The 24674-nt window shown below is 60.3% G+C and carries 21 protein-coding genes; 6 read left to right on the top strand and 15 right to left on the bottom strand.

The window, feature by feature from the left end; all coding sequences use genetic code 11:
- The first annotated feature begins 57 nt into the window (after window positions 1-57).
- Window positions 58-288 carry an addiction module protein gene (locus tag AC3RLQ_RS09040; protein WP_493036352.1) on the top strand — a complete coding sequence of 77 codons (231 nt, stop codon included), beginning with the start codon at window positions 58-60 and terminating at the stop codon, window positions 286-288.
- 84 nt (window positions 289-372) lie between these two features.
- On the opposite strand, the gene AC3RLQ_RS09035 is transcribed toward AC3RLQ_RS09040, so the two are convergent.
- Window positions 373-1320 (bottom strand): alpha/beta hydrolase, encoded by a 948-nt coding sequence (locus AC3RLQ_RS09035; protein ID WP_493036350.1) that lies wholly within the window; start codon window positions 1318-1320, stop codon window positions 373-375.
- A 13-nt stretch (window positions 1321-1333) separates the two neighbouring features.
- Entirely contained in the window at window positions 1334-4120 is a 2787-nt protein-coding gene (locus tag AC3RLQ_RS09030) for a PVC-type heme-binding CxxCH protein (RefSeq protein WP_493036348.1), read from the bottom strand.
- Window positions 4121-4261: 141 nt separating this feature from the next.
- On the opposite strand from AC3RLQ_RS09030, the gene lnt reads away from it, so the two are divergent.
- The gene (lnt, locus tag AC3RLQ_RS09025; protein WP_493036346.1) at window positions 4262-5959 is read left to right on the top strand and encodes an apolipoprotein N-acyltransferase; all 1698 of its coding nucleotides are present in this window, start codon (window positions 4262-4264) and stop codon (window positions 5957-5959) included.
- 59 nt (window positions 5960-6018) lie between these two features.
- Window positions 6019-6546, top strand: coding sequence for a hypothetical protein (locus AC3RLQ_RS09020; protein WP_493036344.1), 528 nt, complete (start codon window positions 6019-6021; stop codon window positions 6544-6546).
- Between the two features lie 8 nt (window positions 6547-6554).
- On the opposite strand, the gene AC3RLQ_RS09015 is transcribed toward AC3RLQ_RS09020, so the two are convergent.
- The 10 genes from AC3RLQ_RS09015 to AC3RLQ_RS08970 form a co-directional block, all read right to left on the bottom strand.
- Window positions 6555-7973 carry a hypothetical protein gene (locus AC3RLQ_RS09015; protein ID WP_493036342.1) on the bottom strand — a complete coding sequence of 473 codons (1419 nt, stop codon included), beginning with the start codon at window positions 7971-7973 and terminating at the stop codon, window positions 6555-6557.
- Between the two features lie 77 nt (window positions 7974-8050).
- A complete protein-coding gene (locus tag AC3RLQ_RS09010) occupies window positions 8051-9154 on the bottom strand; it encodes a type IV pilus twitching motility protein PilT (RefSeq protein WP_397381142.1) in 1104 nt (367 codons plus the stop codon).
- Window positions 9155-9192: 38 nt separating this feature from the next.
- Window positions 9193-10296, bottom strand: a complete 1104-nt coding sequence (locus AC3RLQ_RS09005) for a type IV pilus twitching motility protein PilT (RefSeq protein WP_493036340.1) — start codon at window positions 10294-10296, stop codon at window positions 9193-9195.
- 15 nt (window positions 10297-10311) lie between these two features.
- The gene (locus AC3RLQ_RS09000) at window positions 10312-10713 is read right to left on the bottom strand and encodes a hypothetical protein (RefSeq protein ID WP_493036338.1); all 402 of its coding nucleotides are present in this window, start codon (window positions 10711-10713) and stop codon (window positions 10312-10314) included.
- Window positions 10686-11087: a phage holin family protein gene (locus tag AC3RLQ_RS08995; RefSeq protein WP_493036336.1), complete on the bottom strand. Its 402-nt coding sequence runs from the start codon at window positions 11085-11087 to the stop codon at window positions 10686-10688. Before AC3RLQ_RS08995 ends, AC3RLQ_RS09000 begins: the two co-directional genes overlap by 28 nt.
- Before the next feature lie 23 nt (window positions 11088-11110).
- Entirely contained in the window at window positions 11111-11476 is a 366-nt protein-coding gene (locus AC3RLQ_RS08990; protein WP_493036334.1) for an ElaB/YgaM/YqjD family protein, read from the bottom strand.
- Between the two features lie 113 nt (window positions 11477-11589).
- Window positions 11590-12219: a hypothetical protein gene (locus tag AC3RLQ_RS08985; RefSeq protein ID WP_493036332.1), complete on the bottom strand. Its 630-nt coding sequence runs from the start codon at window positions 12217-12219 to the stop codon at window positions 11590-11592.
- A 112-nt stretch (window positions 12220-12331) separates the two neighbouring features.
- The gene (locus tag AC3RLQ_RS08980; protein ID WP_493036330.1) at window positions 12332-12769 is read right to left on the bottom strand and encodes a hypothetical protein; all 438 of its coding nucleotides are present in this window, start codon (window positions 12767-12769) and stop codon (window positions 12332-12334) included.
- Window positions 12770-12801: 32 nt separating this feature from the next.
- Window positions 12802-14517, bottom strand: a complete 1716-nt coding sequence (locus AC3RLQ_RS08975; protein WP_493036328.1) for an arylsulfatase — start codon at window positions 14515-14517, stop codon at window positions 12802-12804.
- Between the two features lie 120 nt (window positions 14518-14637).
- Window positions 14638-15264, bottom strand: a complete 627-nt coding sequence (locus tag AC3RLQ_RS08970) for a hypothetical protein (protein WP_493036326.1) — start codon at window positions 15262-15264, stop codon at window positions 14638-14640.
- 102 nt (window positions 15265-15366) lie between these two features.
- Here AC3RLQ_RS08970 and hrpB point away from each other — a divergent pair, with 102 nt between their 5' ends.
- Window positions 15367-17916, top strand: coding sequence for an ATP-dependent helicase HrpB (gene hrpB / locus AC3RLQ_RS08965; RefSeq protein ID WP_493036324.1), 2550 nt, complete (start codon window positions 15367-15369; stop codon window positions 17914-17916).
- 222 nt (window positions 17917-18138) lie between these two features.
- On the opposite strand, the gene AC3RLQ_RS08960 is transcribed toward hrpB, so the two are convergent.
- Complete coding sequence (locus AC3RLQ_RS08960; RefSeq protein WP_493036322.1) at window positions 18139-19149, bottom strand: zinc-dependent alcohol dehydrogenase family protein; 1011 nt, start codon at window positions 19147-19149, stop codon at window positions 18139-18141.
- A gap of 742 nt (window positions 19150-19891) precedes the next feature.
- Window positions 19892-20491 (bottom strand): LOG family protein, encoded by a 600-nt coding sequence (locus tag AC3RLQ_RS08955; RefSeq protein ID WP_493036320.1) that lies wholly within the window; start codon window positions 20489-20491, stop codon window positions 19892-19894.
- Window positions 20492-20568: 77 nt separating this feature from the next.
- Here AC3RLQ_RS08955 and AC3RLQ_RS08950 point away from each other — a divergent pair, with 77 nt between their 5' ends.
- Complete coding sequence (locus AC3RLQ_RS08950; protein WP_493036318.1) at window positions 20569-21501, top strand: amidohydrolase family protein; 933 nt, start codon at window positions 20569-20571, stop codon at window positions 21499-21501.
- A 703-nt stretch (window positions 21502-22204) separates the two neighbouring features.
- On the opposite strand, the gene AC3RLQ_RS08945 is transcribed toward AC3RLQ_RS08950, so the two are convergent.
- A complete protein-coding gene (locus tag AC3RLQ_RS08945) occupies window positions 22205-22771 on the bottom strand; it encodes a response regulator (RefSeq protein WP_422320481.1) in 567 nt (188 codons plus the stop codon).
- Between the two features lie 439 nt (window positions 22772-23210).
- Here AC3RLQ_RS08945 and purB point away from each other — a divergent pair, with 439 nt between their 5' ends.
- Window positions 23211-24638 (top strand): adenylosuccinate lyase, encoded by a 1428-nt coding sequence (gene purB / locus AC3RLQ_RS08940; RefSeq protein ID WP_493036316.1) that lies wholly within the window; start codon window positions 23211-23213, stop codon window positions 24636-24638.
- The last annotated feature ends 36 nt before the right edge of the window (window positions 24639-24674 follow it).

Raw genomic sequence — 24674 nt, 5'->3', positions numbered from 1 at the left:
TACGTCGGCTCCAGCAGGGACTTTCAGCGTGGCGGATTGGTGCTATTCTTCGCTATCATGGCTGTTTTCGATCTTTTTGCTCAAGCCGCTCGTCTTTCATCCGAGGAAAGACGCTTTCTGGCAGAAATCATCTGGGAGACGGTGGACGCGGATTTGCCAGCACAGTGGGAAAAAGACTCCACGATTTCAGCGGAGGTCGAGAAACGCTTTGAGGCGTTTAAAGCGGGCCGCGAACGAGGATTGAGCCATGATGAGGTGTTTGCGGCTGCAAAGATATTTGTGGCATGAAGTGGTATTTGGAACTCTTTTCAGGCGTGGCTATGCAGAATTACCGAGCATGACTCTGCCCGGCAGCCAGAAACTTTCCGTGCATCATTTGCCGATTTTTGACGCTCCACCCTTTTGCGGAGAGCTCTCGCCTCCTGCCGATGGGGCCGCGCTGAAAGTGAGCTGCTGCAGGAAATGATACAACGCCTGCTTCCACTCCGGGGCGTCGTGTTCATGGTCGGTGACGTGCCATACATGCGGTACATCCTGGGTCTTCAGCCAGGCATGGAAATCCTGACTGATGGAAAAGAGCCCATCCTTGCTGCCGCAGGAAAGCCAGAGCAGGCGGAGGTGTTTGGTTGCATTGGAGTTCGGCAGCAGTTCGGCGGGTTTGCGGGTGTTGGGTGCGGAGGAGAAGCCGCCGACCCATGCAAAGAGCAATGGATGACCCAGCCCGAAATTCAGCGCCTGCCCGCCCCCCATGGAGAGTCCGGCCAGCGCACGGTGCTCGCGGTCCGCCTGCACGGCATAGCGCGCTTCAATGGTCGGGATCACATCGTCCAGCAGGTCCTGCTCAAACACCGCAAAGGCTGGCGCATGCTTGAAGACATCGCCTGTGGGCCGGTCGTTTTTCTGCGCGCGGCCGTTTGGCATGACCACGATCATCGGCACCGCTTTCCCATCGGCGAGGAGATTGTCCATCAGCACGTCCGGGTGGGCAAAGCGCTCCCACTCTGTTTCATCGCCGCCGATGCCGTGCAGCAGGTAGAGCACCGGCAGTTTTGTCTCCGACGTGTAACCTGGAGGTGTGTACACATTCATCCGCCGCCGCGTGCCCACGGTCTTGGAATCGTACTCGATCATCGTCAGTTTGCCGTGAGGGATGCCTTCCCGCCGCTTGTCCCAGCCTTCGGGTGGCGGGGGAAAGGCGGGGCGGTCATCTTCCTTCAGCACGATCGGTCCCCACGACTTGCGCGGCTCGCTTTCGACCGAGTGCGACAAAGCAGGGCAGGTGGTCAGGATCAGCAGAAGAGCGCGCGCAATGAAGTTCATGGCAGGCGCTGCTTCACTTCAGGCTCATGATGAACGCCTTCACATCGGCGAACTCCTGAGGCTTTAGGATGAGGTTCATCGGCGGCATCGGAGAGATCGGTGTGGCGGTGTAGCCTTCGGCGAGTTTGGCGTTCGGATTGGTGAGGCTTTCGAGGATGTAGGCGGCGTCCTTGCGCGTGGCGATGCCGTCCAGCGCTGGGCCGACGGCGCTGCCTTGGCCTTTGAGCATGTGGCAGTTTTTGCAGGCGGCCACGGGGTGCTCCCAGAAGATCTTTTCACCGCGCTTCACATCACCTGCGAGTTTGGATTCATCGTCTTCAATTTCGGGAATCAGCTCCACCAGGCGCACATCATCAAAGTAGGTGTCACCTTTGCCCACGTGCAGCAGGTTGATGCTCGCCTTGTCGCGGGTCTTGCTGTTGAAGGTCACGTCCACTTCAGTCCAGTCCTGCGTGCGGGTGAGCTTGGTCGTTTCAGAGCGGCCAAGGTGGTCATTGAGGCTGGCTTTGCCACGGAAGCCGTGGGTCTTGATCCAGGCGCTGAGCTTGTATTCCGTGTTCGGCTTCAGCGGTACATCGGCAAAGAAACTGGTGTCGGCATCATCGCGGGTGATGACGCGGAAGGCCTGCTTGCCACTGTGGATCATCTTCTCATCGGTGACGATGCTCCATTCGGCCCCGGCATTGCCGGGCTTCGTGCCGTAGTTGCGCAGCGTCCAGCCGGTCGGTGTTTTGGCACCTGCCACCACTTCCTCAAAGCCGGGATTCGGCAGGAGATTGGGTCCTTCCTTGTAGTTCAGGGCCTTGTGTTTCTTGCCCAGCATCTTGGCGGCTTCGGCCAGCCATTCGTCATTCTTCACCACCGGATCAATGGCGAGTTTTTTCACCAGCGTTTGGATTTCTGGCGTGGTGGGGAAGTCGGCGAGCTTCACGAAAGCGGCAAGGCGCGTGTGGAGATCTGGATCGCTGATGACGCCGGTGCCGAAGAGCAGGGATTGCGCTTTGGCATCGTTGCCGAGGGCGCGAATGGCATTGCGGCGCAACCCGGCGTCCTTGGCCAGCAGAGCGGCTTTGTGGGTGGCTTCATCAAGTTTGCCCAGCCCTTGCAGACTCCATAAGGCGTGGATGGCGGCCGTGCTGTCACTCGCATTCAGCACTGTGTGGTCGATGCTCTTCACATCCACACTCTCGCTGCTTTCGACCATCTCACGCTGCGCGGTGAGGCGCGCATACTGGGTGCTGGCAGTCAGTGCAGGCTTCTCCGCCTTGGGATTCGTCCCCTTGGCAACGATCCGGTAAATCCGCCCGCGGCTGTGATCGCGCAGATCATTCTCATGCGCGCCGCCTTTGCCGGTGGTGGCCACGAAGCCGCCGCGTTCCAGGCTTGGGGTGGGATTGTGCTGGATGATGAAGTTTTGGAAATCGGCCACCCACACCGCGCCGTCTGGGCCGACTTCGGCGTGGACGGGGGAATTCCACTCATCGCTGCTGGCGTAGATGTTCATGAAGTCGAGCGCCTTCCAGCCGGCGCCATCGGGCTGCACATCGAAGAGTGAGACGACCTTCATCGTGGGTTCGCAGACCATGGCCTTCCCTTGGAAGCGCTTGGGCAGGTTGCCGCTGTAGATAAAATTGCTGCCCGCTGCCGCCGTGTAGCCGCCGAACACATCCACCTGACGAAAGTTGGGCGTGATGGTGTGGCAGGCCTCGACCACGTTGATTTTCTTGGCCGTCATGCCGCGTGAGCCTTCGGGGTAAACGGTTCCAGGGATGCCTCCAAAGAAGATGGGCGCGCCGTTCGCGGTGCCGCCGAACTGATCGCCCGCATCGTTGGTGCTGTGCGCCCAGGAGTTGTTGGTGAACTGATGCAGGAACTCGATGGCGCTGCCGTCTGCCTTGAAGCGATAGGTGCCCATGGCGAACTGATGCTTCTTGCCGCCGACGTAACCTTCGATGCCGCTGTAGCCCACGCAGCCGTAGAGCCAGTTGTCGAAGCCGTAGTGCAGATTGCTGGCCTGGGCATGCGTGTCGCGGATGCCCCAGCAGTCGATCACGGTTTCACGCACATCGGCTTTGTCGTCGCCGTTGGTGTCCTCAAGGTAGATGAACTTCGGCGGCGCGGCCACGATGATGCCTTTGCGCGCAAACACGATGCCCGTGGGCAGGTTGAGCTTGTCGGCGAAGACGGTGAACTTGTCGGCCTTGCCATCGCCGTCGGTGTCTTCGCAGATCTTGATGCTGTCCTGGCCTTCGCCACTGTCGGTGACGCCATGCGGGTAGTCGCGCGTCTCCACTACCCAGCAGCGGCCACGCTCATCCCAGGCGAAGGCGATGGGCTTGGCGATGTCCGGCTCGCTGGCGAAGAGCTTCAATTCGCAATCCGCCGGCACCTGCGTGCGCTCCATGCTGGCTTTCACGCTCATGGGCAGTTGCAGTGTGAGCGGTTCCGGGCGCTTCTCGTAATTGGCCACCTGCGGGTGCTTCTTGCGCTCTTCGGGATCGCGCTGCTTGAGGAAGGCTTCGTAGCTGGCTTTGCGCTCGGCGCTGAGTATGGAAAGGATGGCCTCGCGGCTCAGATCGCTGCCGGGCTTGACGATGAGGTCGTAGTTTTCGGCTGGCAGTTCCTCCTTGGCATAGTCAAACCAGATCGCATCGCGGCCCAGATCACGCATGGCCTCATGCAGCGGGCCGACGGCGGTTTGCGCCTTGCCCTCGGCATCCAGATACAGCACGCGGATGGGGCCGGTGGGTGCAGCATGGGCTAAAACGGCAGTGAAGAGGATGAGCAGGATCGCTTTCATGGTTGGTGATGTGAAATCTCACTCGAAATAACGCTTTCTGGCCAGCCTGATGTGCGGACAACTTTTGGGAGGAATCGGACACGGTGAAAATGACGGAATGTACGTTTGGCTTTTCGTCTGGCGGCGGCATGATCCCGGCCCGTGACTGATACCAAACGACTGCGCCTGTTCATGCTCATTGCCCCGCTGCTCAGCGGGATCATTCTGACATTTGCCTTTCCAGGCTGGAATTCCAATCTCGCGGTCTGGCTGTGGCTCCTGCCGCTGCTGGCCGTCTTGTGGCCCTGGAAGCATGCAGAGGGTGTCAAAGTGCGTCCGTTTTGGCGCGGCTATCTGGCCGGCCTGGCCTTCTTTTTGATCAATCTGAAGTGGGTGCATCATTCGGCGCGCGTGAGGCTTGGCAATGCGATCGACGACTCTTGGTCGGGACTGCTGCCGGAGCTGGCAGGATTCGGCGCGCTGGTCGGTCTTTCTGGATACTGCGCGGTTTACTTTGGGCTGTGGGCCTGGTTCACGCATCGCTTTGCACGGCCCAATGTGGCCACACTGACCAAGGATGCGTGGTGGCCCAGCACGCTGCATTCCCTGGCGTGTTCCTTTCTCGCTGCTTCGGCATGGGTGGCGTGTGAATGGCTGCGCAGCACGACGGTCTTCACCGGCTTTGGTTGGAACGGTCTCGGTGTGGCCATGTACGGCATGCTGCCTCTCATTCAGGCGGCGGATTTGGTGGGCGTCTTTGGTCTTTCCTTTCTGCCGGTGTTCATGGCCTGCACGGCATGGAACACGATGACGCGCCTCATCATCGCTTATCGCGGAGAGGGCACGTGCAAGACGCGGCTCGATTTCACCGTGGCTTTGATCCTCATGCTCAGCACGGCGGGGTATGGAATGCTGAAGCTGACCGCCAAAGAGCAGGACGCCATTACCGTGCGCACCGTTCTGGTGCAGCCCAACGTGTCGCTGGTGGATGCCGCGACGGGCAGGCTGGCGGAGCAAACGTATCAGCACCTCGATCAGTTCACCCGCATGTATGGCACGGCGAAGGAGGGCAAGACCTCCACGGATCTCATCATCTGGCCGGAGAGCGCGCTGCCGGTGAATCTGGAGGACCGGTATCACTATCTCCCGCAGGACTTCCACAAAAATTACTTCAATGACATGCTGCAGGCCGGAGACTTCAGCCTCTTCTTTGGCACGGATCTCTATAAGAGCGCGGAGATCGGGCATGTGTCCGCCGTGCTGTTTCGTGGCAGCGCCGAGCATCGGCAGGATTACCACAAGGTGCATCTGGTGCCTTTTGGCGAATACCTGCCGCTGAAAAGCATCCCGCCTTTTTCCTTTCTGAGCAGCATGTTTGAAGGGGCCTTCACGCCGGGAGACAAAACCGAGCCGATGCTGCTGGAGCAGCCGCAGGTGCAGATCATCCCGCTCATCTGTTTTGAAGACACCGTGGGCAGTCTGGCGCGCAAGTTTGTGCGAGAGGCGCCGCAGATGATCGTGAACATCACCAACGATGGCTGGTTCCTGCAAAGTGAAGAACCCGAGGTGCATCTGACCAATGCGCTCTTCCGTGCCATCGAACTGCGCCGCCCCATGGTGCGTGCCACGAATACGGGCGTGAGCTGCTTCATCGACACCTGCGGTCGCATCACCTCCCGGCTGAAAGATCCTGAGACGGGTTCAACCTTCATCGAAGGAACCCTGCCCGGCGAGGTCAAGGTGCCGCGTGCAGGTCACCTGACGCTCTATGCACGCTTTGGCGACTGGTTTGCGCTGACGCTGCTGGGCCTCTGTGTGTTCACTTGGTTGTACAAACGGAAAGCGGCGATCAAGGTTTGATCAATGTCATTGTAAACTCGACGAGAACTGTTCGGATTGTTTATCTTGAAAGCACTATCATGAAAAAGTTGCTGACTATTACCCTGGTTGGAATCGCTTGCTGGGCGCAGGCACGGTTGGTGAAAACTTGGACGCAAGCCGAACTGACGACTGCGGCTGATACGGTGGTTGTGATCGAGGCGGTAAGCACCGAGAAAACAGACTTGGAACCGGACTTTCTCCAAAATTCACATCTCTCAAAGGAAGACTATCAGGCGTGGGTCACCACCTTCAAAGTCCTTACTGTTTTCAAAGGTTCGGCGAATACTGAAAAGCCGCTGAAAATCGTTCACTTCACTTACTCGGACCGTGTGCGTAGCATCAATAACGGAGCCCAGTTCGTGAAGTTTGCCATTGGCCCCGTTGAGCGTGAGGCCACCGTGAAAGTAAACGGAGTGGGACAAGGAACCGTAACCTGGTCTGCTTATCATCCGACTTTTCTGGCCTACCTCAAACAATGCAAAAATGGGCGCTTTGAACCGGTGACTGGTCACTACGATGCAGTGCCATCATTTTATGAGCAGAGCAGAGTGCTCGCATTTCCCTGAAAACAGCCTCAGTCACCCCGCCACCAGGAGCGCCAGGTCGGGCGTGGCTTGGGATCATGCTGAGATTGCAGCGGTCCCGGAAGGTGGGCGTCGTTGGCGTTTTCGGCAGGAGTGGCGGTGCTGTCTTCTTCGGAGAATGGCTTGGCGAAGCTCTGAGGGGCCAATTTGGATTTCGCAGTGACGGAGTTTTGCATCGGAGCACGCGGGCGCAGGATGATCTCGGCTTCGACCACGGTGCCTGCCGTCTGAGGCTGAAAGGGAACTGCGGGCGTTGTTGAAAACACGTCCGGTTCAGGCTGCCATGGATTGTGAGGTGCTGCGGCCAGCGGGGGATCGAAGGATGCTTCGCCAGGAGCCGCCAACACGACCGGGATATCCCGCGCTGCTGCTGCCGCGGGCTGAGGTTCAAAAAAGAGTGCTGGTTCCCACGCAGGGGCCTCGGCGGCCGCAGCCGGTGGTGGCATGGGCGACGCGGGGACAAAGGGTGGGGTGACCTGGATTTCATCCGGGAGTGCCGCCCCTTGGAATACCGAAGAGGAAAAGAAGAGCGGCGGTCCGGGCTCTTCATGCTGCAAAGGGGCGGTGGAGAACATGTGGGAGTGCGGAGGCTCCACGGTGCTCTTGGGGGCTTCTTGCGGCACCGGAGTGCTGAAGAACATGTCGCCGACGGGGGGGACGTAGGGCGCGGATTCGTTCAAGCTCGGCAGAGGATCGACACCGAGAGTCCATGCAGCATCTGCCGCAACGGGAAGCGATGGCGACGGCGGGGGCGGCGTCTGCAACTGCACTCGCTCAGGCTCAAGTGGAGGTGGCGTCTGCTGTAGAAATTGCGGAGGGAAGAACGGGGGAGGGACCTGCTGTAGAAATGGCAAAGGCTGCGAAGGTGGGGCTTCTGGCTCTTGTTCCGCTTCTATCTCCACGATTTCCGGCGCAGGCGCTGCAATCGGCATCGGCATTGCCTGCGAGGCGGGCTCACTGAGGCCGGCAAAGACATCGTTGTTGGGCGGTGGTAGTGAGCTGGGAAATTCCTCAAATTCATCCAGAAGGAAGGATTCCGGCTGGTAATCTTCTTCGGGCTCTTCTGGCGTGATGCTGGCTGCGGAGAAATCAATGACAGGGGCCTGCTCTTCGCGAATGATCTGGCGGGAAAGCCACTGTTCGACCTGGCTTACCACAGGAATTTCAGGCGTGAGGGGAGCTGGGGGCGGCAGGCTCTTTGGCGTGGCCGGCGTCGGCGGAGCGGCGGTCTTTTTCTGCTTCAGCATCGCCATGGCAGCAGCACCTGCGGCGAAGAGCAGGGGGGCTTTGCGGATGCGTGCCGCAATGACTCCACCCAGCGCCGTGGCCGCAAGGATGGCCAACGGGCCAGGCTGATGACTGGTGCGTTGCGGCTGTTCTGACGAATGGTCCTCGGAAGCCGTGCTCATCCTTGAATTAAAACGATGTTAATTCACCGCAGTAGCTGCGGCAAGACTCAACTGCTTCACTGCCAGTCTGCTGCTGACTATTTGTTGGCATCGCCGCCGCTGGCGACGGCAAGGCCGGCATCCTCGGGAGGAAGGAAGGCTTTGAAGCGGTTTTTGTCGATAGCCTTCATGTAGGCTTCCATCGGGGTGACGTAGCCGTCACGGAGCTTCTGCCAGATGGCTTCGTCCATGAACTGCATGCCCTGGGATTTGCCGCCGATGATGACGTCGTAGAGCTTCTGTGTGGCACCTTCACGAATGATGGCGCCGACGGCGGGATTGGACACCATGATTTCATTCACGGCGGCACGGCCCTTGCCGTCAGACTTCTTCATGAGGAGCTGGGCGACCACGCCCTTGAGCGAGGCGGCGAGCATGGTGCGTACCTGGCTCTGCTGATCGGAAGGGAAGACGTCAATGATACGGTCAACGGTTTTGCGGGCGTTGTTGGTGTGCAGGGTGCCGAAGACGAGCAGGCCGGTCTCTGCTGCCGTAAGGGCCAGAGAGATGGTTTCAAGGTCGCGCATTTCGCCCACGAGCACGATGTCCGCATCCTCACGCAGAGCAGCGCGCAGGCCGTCGGCGAACGATGGGGTCTGGATGGGCACCTCACGCTGGGTGATGATGCTCTTCTTGTTGCGGTGCACGAACTCGATCGGTTCTTCGATCGTGATGATGTGGCGGCGGAAGTTGGTGTTGATGTAATCCAGCAGGGCGGCCAGCGTGGTGGATTTGCCCGAACCGGTGGGGCCGGTGACGAGCACCAGGCCGCTGCGCATGTGGCCGAACTCCTTCACCACGGGCGGGATGCCCAGCTGCTCCAGGGTGGCGATCTTGGTGGGGATGATACGAAACACGGCGGCGTAGCCGTGCTGCTGACGCAGGTAGTTGCAGCGGAAGCGGTTGTCCGCATCCATCTCGTAGGCGAAGTCGAGGTCTCCCTTCTCCTTGTAGCGGTCCCAGGCGCGGGGCTCGCAGATTTCACGCATCATGGTTTCCATGAGGCGCTCGTCCAGGATCTGGTCTGAGATGGGCTTGATGCTGCCGTGCACGCGCACCTTGGGCGGCTGCTTCTGGCTGAGGTGAAGGTCGGATCCGCCCAGTTCGATGAGCTTCTGGAAATATTGATCAATGATTGGCATGAGACGTTCGCAGTGGTCGGTTGGCTTGGCTGATGGCCTCAGGATTCAAAGAATTTTTTCATCATGACCTTGTCTTCGGCGCGGAACTCACACTCCTCGCGGCTGATCTGTCCGGTCGAGTACAGATTGCGCAGTGAATCATCCATCGTGATCATCCCGACGCCTTTGCCGGTCTGCATCACACCCGCGAGCATGTAGGTCTTGCCTTCACGAATGCAATTGCCGACGGCCGGCGTGTTCACCAGCACTTCCAGCGCCATCACGCGGCCATTGCCGTCGAGTCTGGGAACGAGCTGCTGGGAAAGAATGCCACGCAGGGATTCAGACACCATGATGCGGATCTGATCCCGCTGATCGATGGGGAACACATCCAGCACACGGTCCAGTGTACGTGCGGCGCTGCTGGTATGCAGCGTGCCCAGCACCAAGTGGCCCGTTTCCGCAGCCGTGATCGCCAGGGAGATGGTTTCAAGGTCGCGCATTTCACCGATCATGATGACGTCCGGGTCTTCACGCAGCGCACCGCGCAGCGCGGCGGCAAAGGAGGCCGTGTGCGTGTGCACTTCGCGCTGATTCACGTGGCAGCCCTTCGGCTCAAGGATGTACTCAATCGGGTCTTCCAGCGTGATGATGTGATCCTCCCGCTCTTGATTGATGGAATCGACCAGCGCGGCAAGCGTGGTGGACTTGCCGCAGCCGACAGGGCCGGTGACGAGGATCAGGCCGTTGTGGAAACGGGTGAGTGTTTTGGCCGTGGCAGGCAGTCCAAGATCTTCGACAGATTTGATCTGCGTCTTGATGACGCGGAAGACCATGTCGATGCCCAGGCGCTGCTGAACGACGGAAGAACGGAAACGACCGAACGGAGGCGAGTAGGCGAAATCGACGTCACCGCGAGATTCGAGCTGTTTGACGTGGGTCTCTCCCAGAAAGCCGTAGGCGAGGCGGCGGGCGTCTTCCGGGGTGAGGATCGCTGCATTGTCCCAGATGGGCTGCAGGTTGCCGTAGCGACGCCAGACTGGTTGTGCGCCGGTGGCGAGATGCAAGTCAGACGCATCATACTCCATGCAAAAACGCAGGTAGTCGTCCACGGAGCCTAAAACAGGAAGGAGATCTTGTGGGGGTTGGTTGGGATCGGACATGAAAGGGTGATGACGCTAGACTGCTTCTGAATCCGGGACGTTCGGAGATATTTTCTGGCGCAGGTAAGTTTCAAACAACTGAGTGCCGTAATTCATCAAGGATTTACGAGCGAGACCGAGCAGCGGACTGAGAAGCAGAGCAAACAAACCGCTTCTCTGAGCGCCACTAAGGGAACCTTCATGATGGCGGGATGTGCCCCTCGAGGGCCAGACGGCCTTCAGCACCGCCAGACCTGCGACGGCGGCGGCTCCAATCCACAGCGCACGGTGCTTTTCCACGCTGCGGGTGATCAGGGCCCGCGGACTCCATTCCTCCACCGCATGGGCAGCATGATGCGCCAGAGACGCACGGGCGTCTTCCAGATCACGCAAAGCCTGCTGCTTCGGGGTTAGTTGTTCTTGTTGCTGGCGAGCCATTCGCGATCCCGGCGGAATTGATTGAAAGTTTCCTCAAAGAGCTGCATGCCGCGCAGCCTGGACTTCAGTCCGGCGAGCAGCAGCACGCCGAGGAAGAGATGAATGCCGGCACCGGCAAGAGCCACCCGCGTCCAGTGCCAGCCATTGGCGTCTGCGATGATCCAGACAAGTGCGGGGGCGGCCAGCATCCAGCCGATGACAAAGGCGGCAAAGGCCAGCATGAACATGCCGGAGAGATTGGTGAGGCGGCTGCCCGCCTCCTGGCCTTCAATGTGCAGCAGGCGTCCGCGTGACTCAATGTACAAGGCGACGGCGCGCAACAGTCCTGTTGCGCTGGCGCGTTCCTCGGGGGCGGGCGGCGTGCCGGGGTTCATGAAAAGGGGGCGCGATGTAAGAATCAGCGACGCAGAATGGCCCCGACGACGAATCCAATGCCAAAGGCGGTGAGCAGAGCCTGCAGCGGCTTTTCACGAGCGAATTTTTCCGCCTCGGCGCGCAGGTCGTCATAGCGCACACGCGCTTCGCTGAGGGTGTGATCGGCGAATTCGCCGGCCTTCTCCTTGATGTTGGTCGCTTTCTGCTCGGCGGTGTCGCGGAACTGCTGTGCCTTTGTTTCCGCGGCAGCGCGGAATTCGGAAGCCTTTTGCGCAGCTGCGGCACGCAGCTCCTCGGCGGCTTTCAAGGCGCTGGCTTTCGCGGCTTGAAAAGGGTCGTGCGAAGGACTGCTTCCAAAGACGGAATCTGCGGTGGGGTTGTCAGTCATGATGCGAAAAGTGTGGGGGTGGCGTGCAGGGCTAAGGGCCTGCATTACGTTTCTGAATAAAGACGGTCTCTCACGCTTGGCGAGAGGAAAAAACATTTGGTCGATTTCTTCGATCAGGCGCTGCGAACCGTGCCCCGAGGGGGGCTTTTCCGCATGGCCGGGGCTGGCATTCTGCGTCGTGCGAGCAGCAAGGCACGCTGCAGCGCGGAGTTCTGCTGCCTGGCGCTGGCGATTTCCGCCTTGGCGGCAGCGAGTTCAGACTCAAGCGACTGGATGCGCAGCGTGTCCATGGCAGGCAGCGGAGGCAGAGCAGCCGGGGGTGGCTTGGGAAGAGCGGCGGTGAAGGGTGGCGGAAGTGCTGCGGCTGCCGGCTTTGGCTGGGCGGCCAGCGCGGCCTCAAGCTCGGAGATCTTGGCAAGTGCGACCGCCAGCGTCTGCTGATGCACGGCATCCATTTCCTTCAGGGCATTGGCACCCCCCTGATCCACCTGCTGCAGCCGGTGTGAAAGTTCACTGCGCAGGGCATCAAACTGCCGCTGGGTTTTGGCTCTCCAGGACATGGCGTCATGGTGGACGGAGGTGACCTCCAGCTGCTGCAGCACGGCCTGCTTTTCCATCCTGGCGATTTCAACCTCCATGCGGTGGTTGGCGCGAAGGAGCCGAAACGTGCGAACCAAGGAAAGCAGAAACAAACCACTTACGATGCTGAGTCCGATGATCAAAGCCTGGAGGTCCTGAGGCATTTCACTATTCATTCCTGTGTGTGCGGCAAATGTTGTTCTAAATCAGTCTTGTGGGAGGTCCTTGGCCCTGCGCTGAATTTCAATTCCGCGTGGCTTTCTGAGATGGCTTGGTTCAGGAGATGTTCAGCGCCGGAACGGGCAGCACGGGTTTCTCTTCCGGTGCTACAATCTTGGCCAGCACGGCGGGTGGCGGTGCAAAGACTTCAGTCGGCTTGACGGCGGTTTCACAGCGCTGCTGGACCTCCTTGTAACGTTGTTCGGATTCTTCGAGACGTTTGGAGAACTCCGCACGGAAAGAATCAAACATGCGCTGCAGTTCTCCGCGCCAGGCATTGGAATCTGAACGAACCGAGAGGAGCGCCTGATGCTGGTTGAGCACCTGCTGCTCCATTTTGGCGGTGCTTTCGCGCAGACGGGAGTTGGTGCGCAGCAGAAACACAATCCTCACCATCGAGATAAGAAGCAGGCCTCCAACGATTGCCAGACTCAGTTTCAACGTGGGAACATCGAGTGCAATTTGGGAAAGGTCCATAGGGAAGGACGTGAGCATGTTTCATTCCAAAATCAATGAGGCCTGCTCATTTATTTAGACCGTTTGCTCTTCGCATTTTTGACAATGTCCGGCTTTTTCCAAGCGCCGACGGGCAGCACTTGCGCGTGTGCCGCCCAAGTTTCCCAAGCTGCGGACATGGCTTCTACGCGCTCGGGTTCTGCGGTGGCGAGGTCATGCATCTCAGCACGGTCCTGGTCGATGTTGTAGAGTTCCCATGGCTTGTTTTCCTTGGCCACGAGCTTCCATGGACCGGCGCGATGAGCGCGGTTGCCTTCATGCTCCCAGAAGATGGAACGCGTTGCCGGACTCTGGCCCTTGAAGACGGGAATCAAACTGATGCCTTCTTTGGGGCGGATGGCCTGGCCGTTGAATTCGGCGGGATAGGTTGCTCCGGCCACGTCGGCGCAGGTGGCCATGAGATCGATGAGATGCCCGGGCTGGGCTTCGATCTTGCCATGCTGTGCGTCTGGAATCCCGGCGGGCCAGTGGGCGATGAGCGGGGTGGAGATGCCGCCTTCATGCACGAAATGCTTGTACTCGCGGTGCGGTGTGTTGGAGACGTTGGCCCAGGCTTCGCCATAGGCGATGTAGTCGTTCGGCCCGCCCGGCATGATGCCCTGGCCCTGCTTCACGGGTTGGCCGTCGCGGGTTTGCTTGGGGATGACATCGAGGCGAATCGTATCCTGAGCGATCACTGGGAAAGTCTTGTCATTGAATGCAGGCGGCTTGGCCTGACGGCCGATGGGTTCCTGGCAGCCGCCGTTGTCTTGGAGAAAAAGAATGAGTGTGTTTTGCAGCAGGCCCTTCTTTTCCAGCGTGCCCACCACGCGGCCGATGCCCTGGTCCATGCGGTCGATCATCGCGGCATAGGTTTCCATGCAGCGCGTTTCCCACTCCTTGTCTTTGACCTGTGTCCAATCGCCGAAGGTGGGGGAGAGCTCCGCGTTCTTGGCAATGAGTCCCATCTGCTGCATGCGCAGCAGGCGTGCCTGCCGCATGGATTCGTAGCCTGCGTCATACTTGCCCTTGTATTTGGCCACGTCTTCCGGCAGCGCGTGCATGGGCCAGTGCGCGGCGGTGTAGGCCATGTACATGAAGAAAGGTTTGTCCTTCTGCGCGGTGGCATGCTCGTTGATGTAACGCACGGCGTGGTCGCTGATGGCGTCGGTGTAGTAGTACTGCTTCGGCTGGTATTCCGCATCGGCGAAGGGCGAGATCATCGTGTCATCGCGGGCCAGCGTGCCGGGATCGTAAAAGCTGCCCGCTCCCGTGATCGTACCGTAGAAGCGGTCGAAGCCACGATGCAGCGGCCAGTTGTGCTTGGGGCCTTCTGGCACCGCGTGCTTGGTGACGTGCCATTTGCCCACGGCATACGTCCGATAGCCTGCCGGTTTGAGCACTTCGGCGATGGTGACGCAGCGGTTGTTCAAATCGCCGCGATAACCGTCGTGCCCGCGATCTTCCATCATGTGCCCGATGCCCGCCTGATGCGGATACAGCCCGGTCAGCAACGAGGCGCGTGTGGGGCAGCAGCGCCCGGCGTTGTAGAACTGGCTGAGCCGCACTCCGCCCTTCGCGAGGCGGTCCAGATTCGGCGTTTGGATTTCTCCACCGTAGCAGCCGAGGTCCGAGAAACCCATGTCATCCGACATGATGAGGATGATGTTGGGCTGTGCGGCGTGCAGCACTGAGGCCAGCGTCGCCAGCAGGAGGGACGCAAGGGGGAACAAAAGACGGTTGAGCATGGCTGGGAGGAAAAAGGAATGGGTGCAAACGAACCATCGATGAGGTTCTCGCATGGGACATTCCCGTTTCTCACCCGTGCCATGGAGCAAGGGGGCTCTGATTTAAAAAAGCGGCGCCCCTCACTTCACCTCGACCACGTCCACCACATTGAGCTGGATGAACTGGCCGTTGAAGGGCTGCGGGGCAGGTGCGACTTCGGGGACGACGAGTTTGGCGAAGTTGGTGATCATGTGGCCGTTCTGGCCGTTGCCGTGAAGGGTGAGCGTGGCGCCGCCTTCGACTTCGATCGTGGCGGTGTAGTCGATGGTGAAGATCTTGTGGCCCACCTTGTCCTGGCGGTTGAAGAAGAAATGCTGCGCCGGGGCGGAGACGGTGAGCTGGTAGATGTTGTAGGTGGCGTTGTTGGGCGCGCCGCCGATGTAGAAGTATTCGCCCACCTGCTGGCCGTCCTTGTACATCATGGGCTCCACCACGCCACGCACGCGGAGGGTGACCTTGTAGCGCTTGCCGAGCTCGCCGCCAAACTTGCGCACGTCGGTGAACTTGTCGTTGGTGGCGGGATCATCCGTGGCACGGGCGGAGATGCCGTCGGCACCGGGCTTGGGGTTTTCCGGCATGGGGTCCCGGCAGGCGAATTCGAAACGGTAGCCATCCAGACTGGCGGCGACGGCTTTCAAATCCTCCGCTTGAGAAACGGGTGCGACGCAGAGAGTGAGGGCAAGGAGGAGGGTGGAAAGGCGGTGCATGGGTGGTGGTTGGGTGAACCGACGAAACGCAGCCAATGCATGGAATCCACCATCGTTCGTCGAAAAAGATGAAGTTCTGGTTTATAGCGAGCGCCCCACTTCATGCCTGCCCCCTCCGCGCTCCCCATCTGGAAAATTCACGCCGACATCCTGCGCACGTTGCAAGGCGGCAATCGCTTGGTGCTGGTGGCGCCGACGGGTTCGGGCAAGACGACGCAGGTGCCGCAGATGCTGCTGGATGCGGGCGTGGCGGGAGACAAGATGATCGTGGTGCTGCAGCCGCGTCGCGTGGCCGCACGCACCGTGGCGGCACGTGTGGCCTCTGAGCGCGGAGGGAAGCTGGGCGCGGAGGTGGGTTATCAGATCCGCTTTGATGACCACACCAGCGTGGGCACGCGCATCTGCTTTGTCACGGAAGGGATTCTGCTGCGCTGGCTGCAGGATGACCGCGCGCTGTCGAAGATCGGCGCGGTGGTGTTTGATGAATTCCATGAGCGCAACCTGCTCAGCGATGTGGCGCTGGCATTGGTGAAGCATTTGCAGCAGAGCCAGCGGCCCGATCTGGTGATGCTGGTGATGTCCGCCACGCTGGATGCGGAGCCGGTGGCGGCGTATTTAAACCAGTGCCCGATCCTTGTCTCCGAAGGGCAGAGCTTTCCGGTGGAGGTGGGCTATCTGCCGGTGCCTGATCAGCGCCCGTTTACGGTGCAGGCGGCGGAGGCGGTGGAGCGAATCCTGTATGAAGGCGAGCCCGGCGACATCCTCGTATTCATGCCGGGGCGTGGCGAGATCAATGGCACGCTGGACGCGCTGAGAGGTCTGCGAACGCAGGAGCGGGTGGCCTGCATTCCTTTGCACGGCGAACTGGAGCCGCAGGAGCAGGACCGCGCTTTTGCGCCGAACGCGCTGCGCAAAGTCATCGTGGCGACGAACGTGGCCGAGACCAGCATCACCATCGACGGCATCCGCCACGTGGTGGACAGCGGCGTGGCGCGCGTGGCGCGTTATGATGCAGAGCGCGGCATCGGCACGCTGCTGCTGGAGCCGATCAGCCGTGCCAGTGCAGACCAGCGCAAAGGGCGTGCGGGGCGTACGGCACCCGGGACTTGTCATCGTTTGTGGACCTCCATCGGCCACCAGACCCGCGAGGAGCGCAACACGCCTGAGATTCAGCGCAGCGATTTGGCGGAGGTGGTTCTGCTGCTGCACTCGCTCGGCATTCAGGAAGCGGCCACGTTTGACTGGCTGGACAAACCGGACCCGCAGGCCGTGGTGCGCGCCGAGAAGCTGCTGACCATGCTGGGAGCCTTGCACGAGGGCAGGGCGGAGCTCACCCCGGTGGGCCGGCAGATGCTAAGACTGCCGATGCACCCGCGCTACTCGCGCATGCTGATCGAGGCCAGCCAGCGCGGCTGCGTGCCGGATGCAGCCCTGTGCGCCGCTCTCGTCAGTGGCCGTGATTTGCTGGCGCGGCTGGATCGCGATGATGCGCAAATGAAAGGCTTGCGCGAGATGTTTGAGGACAGCGGGGACTCCGACTTCATCACGCTGATGCGGGCCTATGAGTTTGCGAAAGAGAACGGCTTCAGCTTTGAGCGCTGCCGCAGCCACGGCATCAATGCGCAGGTGGCCCGGCAGGTGGAGCAGACCTGCCAGCAGATCCTGAATGCCGCGCAGCAGCAGCGGCTGTTTGATCGTGACGGCGGAACTACTGCCAAAGGTGACGAAGCCCTTCTCCGCTGCCTCATGGCCGGATTCGTGGATCAACTGGCCAAACGCCGCCTGCCCGGCAAGCCGGAGTGCGATCTCACCGAGCAGCGCCAAGGCCAGCTCGTGCGCGAGAGCGTGGTGCAGGAGGCGGCGTTTTTCGTGGCTGCGAATCTGCGTGAGGCGCCCTCGCGTGGCCCGGTGCCGTTGACGCTGCTCAGCCTTGCCACCGCTGTGCAGCCGGCGTGGATCGCGGAGATGTTTCCGCAGCACCTGACCACCACGGTGGAGCATCTCTTTGATGCGCAAAACAAGCGTGTGGCCGCGATGAAAGTGGTGCGCTATCGCGACCTCGTCATCGAGCAGAAGGCGCAGCAGCGTGATCTTGATCCCATCGCCAGCGGACGCTGCCTCGCCGAAGCGCAGCGTGCCGGGGCCTTTGATCTGCCGCTGATGGATCATCGGCTAAAGCAGTTTATCGCCCGGGTGGATCTCGTCCACTCCACCTTGCCGGAGCTGGAGTTTCCGCGCTTCGATGCGGAGGCCGTCACCGCGTGTCTCGCCCGTGCGTTCAAAGGCCTTTCCTTGGTGAAGGAAGCCCAAGCTGCGCCGCTGATCGCCGCCTTCCACCAGCATCTGGCCCAGGGGCAGGTGAGCTGGCTGGATGAACTGGTGCCGCTTTCCATCTCATGGCCTGCGGGTGGAAGCCTGAAGGTCTCCTATGCGAATGAGTCACCGGAAGTGCAGGTGAAGCTGCACGAGTGCTTTGCGCTCACGGAGCACCCGACGCTGTGCGAAGGGCGGCTGCCGGTGACGCTCATCCTCTGCACACCAGATGGGAAGAAGCTGGCGACCACGAAGGACTGGTCTGCTTTCCAGACGCGTGAATGGCCCAAGCACCGGCAGGCCGTGGCGAAGAAGTTTTCGGGGCTGTTGTGGCGGTAGCGTTCGGGCAAGTGCTAACGCGTGCGCGACAGCGTCTTGGACTGCGGTGACAAGCCTGGGCGCGGCACCGCTTTCGCTGGCCGGACGGGGTGCTGATTTCGAAGAATGTTCAAGACCCCGCGAAAGCGGTGTCGTCGATGCAGGCTTGCGCCGTGCATCTGCGCGACCGCACTCCAAAAGGCTGTCGCGACGAGCTTGATCAGCCCTTCCTCATTCGATCCCTCACACCCGGATCACAATCTTCCCAAAGTGCTTCCCACTCGCGATGCGCTGGAAGGCTGCCGGGGCGTCTTTAAACTCAAAAGTGGAGTCGATCACAGGCTGCAGTTTCACCCGCTCCATTTCCGCGAGCATCTGGGCAAACATCTCGCGTGAGCCGACGTAGATGCCGTCCAGGCGGATGCCTTTGCGCAGGATCTGCACGGTCTGCACTTCGCCGCTGGTGCCCGTGAGCACGCCGATGAGGGCGATGTGACCGCCGAAGCGCGTGGCTTTGACCGAACGATTGAGCGTCTCAGGGCCGCCGATCTCGATGACTTTGTCCACGCCCAAGCCACCGGTTTGCATCACGGCCCACGTGTCCCAGTCGGGATCGGTCTTGTAGTTGTGCACGGCATCGGCTCCCAGTTTGAGGAGGTGCTGGGCTTTGATGTCACAGCTCGTGGTGGCCAGAACGCGGGCGCCGGCCAGCTTGGCAAACTGCAGGGCGAAGACCGAGACGCCGCCGGTGCCGAGGATGAGAACGGTTTCCCCGGCCTTCAAGCCGCCACGGCAGTGCAGGGCATCCCAGGCGGTGACGGCGGCGCAGGGCAGGGTGGCGGCGGCTTCGGTGGAAAGGTAGTCGGGGATGGGCAGCAGGCTTTCGGCGCGGATGACCGCCAGCTCGCGCAGAAGGCCGTCCACGGCGCCGCCGAGGGCCTGGGACGAGTGATACTGTGTAAACTGCCCCTCCAGCCAGGTGGGCATGAAGGGGCAGACAACGCGGTCGCCGGGCTTGAACTGGGTCACGCCTGCGCCCACAGCCGCCACCTCGCCCGCGCCATCGGAGCAGGGAATGCGGGGCACGGGGCCGGTCACACCGCGGATGCCCATGACGTTCATGTAGTCGCGGTAGTTGAGGCAGGTGGCCCGGATGCGGACCAAAACCTCCCCGGGGCCGGGTGTGGGATCTGGCAGGGTCACGGCCCGCAGAGAGTCGAGGCCGGTGGTTCCGGTGATTTGGTAGGCGTGCATAGGGGGAGGGGAGTACTTAGTGGCGAGGCTACCGGAACCCACTGCGGCAACAAGGTGGAAGTGAGGCTTCGAAGCTTCTCGGAGGCAAAGATTTCTGAGGTTTTCCCCGGGCAGAAAAAGATTCTCCACAGGGGGTGTGAACAAATTGCTTGCGATTCACCCAAAGGGAATGCCGGGGCAGAGCTAGAAAGGCGAGATTGTCAAAAATGAAAGTATTTATGTTGCAAACGAAATAATGACGCCATGAAATCCATAGGTGGCAAATGGCGGTTTGCTCGCAGCTTGGCCTCGCTGCCTTCTCTGGCTGCCTGTAGAAGGTGCTGTACCTGCAAATGGGGGCAGTATTGAGCGCTTCTTTCCTGTGTTAATGGTGTGTAAATACCTGAACAACAATGAATTAAAAATGTTATTAGCTCTATTGAGGCGGGGTTCCTACAGTCAGCTGCCTAGTTAGGTGGCTGGCCTAGTGTGTGTCGAAATCGTTGCACGACGAACCTTCCCTGCACGTTCCACGATTCAAACACAAGGGTTCCACGCTCAAGGTTTTGTTCCTGATCTGTGACAAACTCTTGGGGAAAATTTCTAGCTTTTGATTCCTCAAGACACAGAAATGAGAGCTCTCAATTGTTTGTGAATAACCTGTCAAGAACTCCACTTTGCGTAGGGAGAAACTGCGAACAAACGGGTGCCCTCCGGGGCAAATGCGATCTGAGGAAAGGGAGCGCACCCAGAGTGCCCCAGACTAGCGCGCCTCGGCGGCCAGTTTCTCGATCCATTTGCCCAGATCCGGTGGCTGGAAGGCCTCCATGCGGGCCAGCAGGGCGGTGGGTTGAGTCTCAACCAAGACACAGGCGGCGTGCTCGGGCTTGAGGAAGCCGCTCCGGCTCATGTGGGAGATGAATTCAATGAGGCCGTCGAAAAAGCCGCCCACATTCAGCAGGCCCACGGGCTTGTCGTGAAAGGAGAGCTGCAGCCAGGTGAGGGTCTCGAACAGCTCATCCAGCGTGCCAAAACCGCCGGGCAGGGCGATGAAGCCGTCGCTGAGGTCCACCATGAGTTGCTTGCGCTCGTGCATGCTGCCGACCACATGAAGCTGCGTCACGCCACCGTGGCCGAGCTCTTTTTCCATGAGGGAGCGCGGGATCACGCCGATGACCTCTCCCTTTTGCGAAAGAGCCCCGTCCGCAATGGCTCCCATCAGGCCCACATTGCCGCCGCCATAGACGAGCCCGATGCCGCTCTGCGCGAGAAATGCGCCCAGATCATGCGCGGCGGCGCGATGCAGGGGATCGCTGCCAGAGGAGGAGCCACAGTAAACACAGATTCGGCGCAGTCGGGACATGGCGGCATGATGAATGATTTCTGCTGCGGGTGCAAAGGCTTGCGCAAAAGGGAAGTTCTTCGCTACGATTAGTGAAGATGAACCCGACACGCCGCTCCTTCCTTGCCTCCTCTGCTGCTGCCGCTCTCACCGGCTGCAATCTTTTCTCACCTTCAGGAAAAGGAAACTGGATCGACGCGCATGTGCATGTGTGGACGCCCGACGTGCAGAAGTATCCGCTGGCCCGTGGTTTTGCCGTGAGCGACATGCAGCCGCCGAGCTTCACGCCGGAGCAGTTGTTTGCCCACTGCAAGCCGGAAGGGGTGAACCGCATCGTGCTCATCCAGATGAGCTACTACCAGACGGACAACAGCTACATGCTGGACATGATGCGCGCGCATCCCGGTGTCTTCAGCGGCGTGGCCATCGTGGACGAGCACGCAGCAGGGCTGGCTGAAACCATGCGCAGCCTGGTGAAGCAGGGCGTGCGTGGCTTCCGCATCACTCCCGGCAAGGTGAAAAATCTCTCCGACTGGCTGGGCTCCCCGGGCATGGCCACGCTGTGGAAGACGGCGGCGGAGCTGAAGGTGAACGTCTGCCCGCTGATCAATCCGGACACGCTGCCGCTGCTGGACAAGATGTGCGAGTGGTACCCGGACACGGGCGTGGTGGTGGATCACTTCGCCCGTCTGGGCATGGCAGGGCCGGCCAAGCCTGAGGAGGTGCAGAACCTGCTGCGTCTGGCACGCCATGCCAAAACGCACGTGAAGGCCTCCGCCTTCTATGCCTTGGGCGCAAAGAAGGCTCCTTATACCGACATGGGTCCGCTGGTCCGTCAGGTGCGGGATGCCTTCGGTCCCCAGCGTGTGATGTGGGCCAGCGACTGCCCCTTCCAGGTGGAGCACGGCCACAACTACCACAACGCCATCGCGATCATCCGTGACCGCCTCGATTTCCTCACCGACCAAGACAAAGCGTGGATGCTGCGCGGCACGGCGGAGAAGGTGTTTTTCTCGGCGGCGGCGGTGTGAGGCGCTGGGCGGACATGCCGGTCATTTGGAGTGCGGTTGCGAAGTGAGGAACAGCTTGTCCTCCGGAGCTTTAGCGAAGGGGGAAACGCAGCTACCGCTTTCGACGGGCGGGTCGGCTTACGTGCGCCGTGGGATGTCCGAGGGAGGGGGCTTTTGAAAAGGGGGAATGCGAAGCGTCAGCAGCCCACGCTGGGACGAAGAATTCCACGGACGCGCACAGCGCATCCCTACCATCCTGAGCAGCGCGTGCCGCAGGGCGGGTAGGGAACCGCTGCTGCGGGTCCGAAGCTTCGGGTCTGTGGCGTCGCGGGCCTTCAAAAAGGTGCGCCGTCCTTGGAATGCGGAAAGGCAGCAGGCGTGGGATGTTGCCGAGAGATTTGCTGAGAGTCTAAAAGACAGCCCTTCATCCCCTGCGGGTCGAGGAAACCAGGCGGCCCAGGAGCGCGGACTTCCAGTCCGCAGCACTGCGCCGAAGCGCTGGATTCTTATTCGCGAATCGCTCTCATCACACCGATGGGGTGCTCGTCTGCGACGAATTCGTAATGACGATCATTCATGGCTTAAAGCGGACGTATTAGAAGCTCGGGTCGCTGTGCGCTTGCGGTGTGCTGCGGACTGAAGTCCGCGCACCGCATGAAAAAGCCCCGCCAGGGATGCTGACGGGGCTGAATGAAGTGGGGAGAGTGACTTGGCAGTCCTAAACTCAGGCGGCGGCTTCGGCGCCTTTGTGGCCGAGCTGCTTCACGGCGAGATTGAGCTGATCGTATTCGATCGGCTTCTTGATCACCGTCACCGGTCCGTGGGAGAGTATACGGCTGAGGATTTCGCTGTCAGGGTAGCCGGTGATCACCACGATGGGGAGATCCGGATACAGCGCCTTGAGCTGGGAATACACTTCATCTCCGGGAACGTCCGGAAGCTTGAGGTCGAGGAAGACGAAGTCAAACTTCTGCTTCTTCGCCATGGTGATGGCTTCAGCGCCGGTGCCGACGACGAGGCGTCCGAAACCAGCCTTCTTGAGGAACTGCTTGAAGAGGGCCTGCAGGGCGGGGTCGTCATCCACCACCATGACCGTGGGCTGCCCGGCTTCGTCTTCTTTGCGCAGCACATCGCGGTCAAGCAGGCTGCGCTTGATGCGCCAGCGACCGCCGATTTGCACAGCGGGCAACTGACCACGCTGGACGAGATAATAAACCGTTGGAAGAGGGATGCGGAGGTATTCCGCGGTCTCTTTCACGGTCATGAGTTCGGGTGCTGCTAGATCGGCCATAAAATTGGGAGTGTGTCTTGTTGCCTGCGATTAACTGTAAAAATCGAAACTGAGTCTCGTTGAGAAGTTGTTAACAACGTTAACCGATAATTTCTATCATTACGGGGTAAATATCGGGGTGTGGCTAAATGTGTGGTTCCAGATAATTGGTAGATTTGCGAATTATTGCCACAATTGCAAACCAAAAGTGTGTGCTAGCTAAAAAACTTCGGAAATCCTGAAGAATATCATACAATTGCTATCAATCCAGAATGGGGAGCATCGAACGTGCGGAATAGAGCCAGTCCAATGGTCTAAATTTTATTTAGATGGTGGCTACGATGAGTGTTTGTATTCCAATACGTTACGCGTGCCCATGGGGAGATGGCTTTTTTGCAGTGGGTGTACCTGAGGCTACCCATTTGCCAAGTCGCCAGGCTTGGCCTAGATCAATCCTCCCATGTCTGATTCCATCCCCAATGTCCTCGCTGAACGTTACGCCACCGCCTCCATGCGCGCCCTCTGGTCGCCTGAAGGGAAAGTCAGACTGGAGCGCGATTATTGGATCGCAGTTTTGAAAGGCCAGCGCGATCTCGGCATCGGCGTGCCCGATGGCGTGATCGAAGCCTATGAAAAGGTGAAGGATCAGGTGAACGTGGCCTCCATCATGGAGCGCGAGCGCGTGACGCGGCATGACGTGAAGGCACGCATCGAGGAATTCTGCGACCTCGCGGGCCACGAGCACCTTCATAAAGGCATGACCAGCCGCGACCTGACTGAGAACGTGGAGCAGCTTCAGGTTTTCCGCTCTCTATTAGAGGTACGCAACAAATGCGTGGCCGCCCTCGCGGGCCTCGCACGTCGCGCCAAGGAGACGCGTGACATTCCTCTCACGGCACGCACGCACAACGTGGCCGCGCAGGTGACCACCCTGGGCAAGCGCCTGGCGATGTTTGGCGAGGAACTGCTCGTGGCCTTTGGCGATCTGCAGCATCTCATCTCCAGCTACCCGGCCCGTGGGCTGAAGGGTGCCGTGGGCACCCGGCTGGATCAGATCACTCTCTTTAATGGAGACGCGAAAAAAGCGGCCGAGCTGGAAAGCAGCATCTTGAAGCACCTCGGCATGCCGGCGGCCTTCAATGCCGTGGGGCAGGTGTATCCGCGCAGCTTGGATCTGCAGGTGGTCGCCTCGCTCTGCCAGCTCGCCAGCGGACCGTCCAGCTTTGCGCGCACGCTGCGCCTCATGGCCGGGCAGGAACTCGCCAGCGAAGGCTTCGCGAAAGGGCAGGTGGGCTCCTCCGCCATGCCGCACAAGATGAACAGCCGCTCCTGCGAGCGCATCAACGGCCTGCACGTCATCCTCAAAGGCTACCTCACCATGGCCTCCGGTCTGGCCGGGGATCAGTGGAATGAAGGGGACGTCTCCTGCTCCGTCGTCCGCCGCGTCATGCTGCCGGACGCCTTCCTCGCCATGGACGGCCTGCTGGAGACGCTGCTCACCGTGCTCAATCAGATGGAAATCTTCGAAGCCGTGGTGGAGCAGGAACTCATGCGCTACCTGCCTTTCCTCCTGACCACCACCGTCATGATGGAAGCCGTCAAAGCAGGGGCCGGTCGCGAGACCGCCCATGAAGTGATCAAAGAACACGCCGTGCAGGTGGCCAAGGACCTGCGCACCGGCAAGGTGCGCGAGAACGACCTCCTCGCCCGCCTCGTGGAAGACGTGCGCCTCACCCTCACCGCCGAAGACATGCAGCGCCTCGTCGAAGCCGGCAAAGCCAACGCCGGCGACGCCCCCCAGCAGGTGGACGCCTTCTGCGAACACGTGGCCGCCATCAAGAAAGAGTATCCGCACGCCGCGAAGTATGAGCCGGGCGTGATTCTGTAGGCTTTCATTCGATCACCCTCCCAGCGGCGGCTTGTC

The sequence above is a fragment of the Prosthecobacter sp. GW821-HT29F12 genome (genome assembly GCF_058803405.1).
Note: the sequence above shows the minus strand (reverse complement) of the source record. Positions and strands in the feature narration are given on the sequence as shown.

What these genes read in the sequence shown, in the direction of transcription:
- AC3RLQ_RS09040 (WP_493036352.1), top strand. Translation starts at nt 58, where the DNA reads ATGGCTGTTTTCGATCTTTTTGCTCAAGCCGCTCGTCTTTCATCCGAG.
- AC3RLQ_RS09035 (WP_493036350.1), bottom strand. Translation starts at nt 1,320, where the DNA reads ATGAACTTCATTGCGCGCGCTCTTCTGCTGATCCTGACCACCTGCCCT.
- AC3RLQ_RS09030 (WP_493036348.1), bottom strand. Translation starts at nt 4,120, where the DNA reads ATGAAAGCGATCCTGCTCATCCTCTTCACTGCCGTTTTAGCCCATGCT.
- AC3RLQ_RS09020 (WP_493036344.1), top strand. Translation starts at nt 6,019, where the DNA reads ATGAAAAAGTTGCTGACTATTACCCTGGTTGGAATCGCTTGCTGGGCG.
- AC3RLQ_RS09015 (WP_493036342.1), bottom strand. Translation starts at nt 7,973, where the DNA reads ATGAGCACGGCTTCCGAGGACCATTCGTCAGAACAGCCGCAACGCACC.
- AC3RLQ_RS09010 (WP_397381142.1), bottom strand. Translation starts at nt 9,154, where the DNA reads ATGCCAATCATTGATCAATATTTCCAGAAGCTCATCGAACTGGGCGGA.
- AC3RLQ_RS09005 (WP_493036340.1), bottom strand. Translation starts at nt 10,296, where the DNA reads ATGTCCGATCCCAACCAACCCCCACAAGATCTCCTTCCTGTTTTAGGC.
- AC3RLQ_RS09000 (WP_493036338.1), bottom strand. Translation starts at nt 10,713, where the DNA reads ATGGCTCGCCAGCAACAAGAACAACTAACCCCGAAGCAGCAGGCTTTG.
- AC3RLQ_RS08995 (WP_493036336.1), bottom strand. Translation starts at nt 11,087, where the DNA reads ATGAACCCCGGCACGCCGCCCGCCCCCGAGGAACGCGCCAGCGCAACA.
- AC3RLQ_RS08990 (WP_493036334.1), bottom strand. Translation starts at nt 11,476, where the DNA reads ATGACTGACAACCCCACCGCAGATTCCGTCTTTGGAAGCAGTCCTTCG.
- AC3RLQ_RS08985 (WP_493036332.1), bottom strand. Translation starts at nt 12,219, where the DNA reads ATGCCTCAGGACCTCCAGGCTTTGATCATCGGACTCAGCATCGTAAGT.
- AC3RLQ_RS08980 (WP_493036330.1), bottom strand. Translation starts at nt 12,769, where the DNA reads ATGCTCACGTCCTTCCCTATGGACCTTTCCCAAATTGCACTCGATGTT.
- AC3RLQ_RS08975 (WP_493036328.1), bottom strand. Translation starts at nt 14,517, where the DNA reads ATGCTCAACCGTCTTTTGTTCCCCCTTGCGTCCCTCCTGCTGGCGACG.
- AC3RLQ_RS08970 (WP_493036326.1), bottom strand. Translation starts at nt 15,264, where the DNA reads ATGCACCGCCTTTCCACCCTCCTCCTTGCCCTCACTCTCTGCGTCGCA.
- hrpB (WP_493036324.1), top strand. Translation starts at nt 15,367, where the DNA reads ATGCCTGCCCCCTCCGCGCTCCCCATCTGGAAAATTCACGCCGACATC.
- AC3RLQ_RS08960 (WP_493036322.1), bottom strand. Translation starts at nt 19,149, where the DNA reads ATGCACGCCTACCAAATCACCGGAACCACCGGCCTCGACTCTCTGCGG.
- AC3RLQ_RS08955 (WP_493036320.1), bottom strand. Translation starts at nt 20,491, where the DNA reads ATGTCCCGACTGCGCCGAATCTGTGTTTACTGTGGCTCCTCCTCTGGC.
- AC3RLQ_RS08950 (WP_493036318.1), top strand. Translation starts at nt 20,569, where the DNA reads ATGAACCCGACACGCCGCTCCTTCCTTGCCTCCTCTGCTGCTGCCGCT.
- AC3RLQ_RS08945 (WP_422320481.1), bottom strand. Translation starts at nt 22,771, where the DNA reads ATGGCCGATCTAGCAGCACCCGAACTCATGACCGTGAAAGAGACCGCG.
- purB (WP_493036316.1), top strand. Translation starts at nt 23,211, where the DNA reads ATGTCTGATTCCATCCCCAATGTCCTCGCTGAACGTTACGCCACCGCC.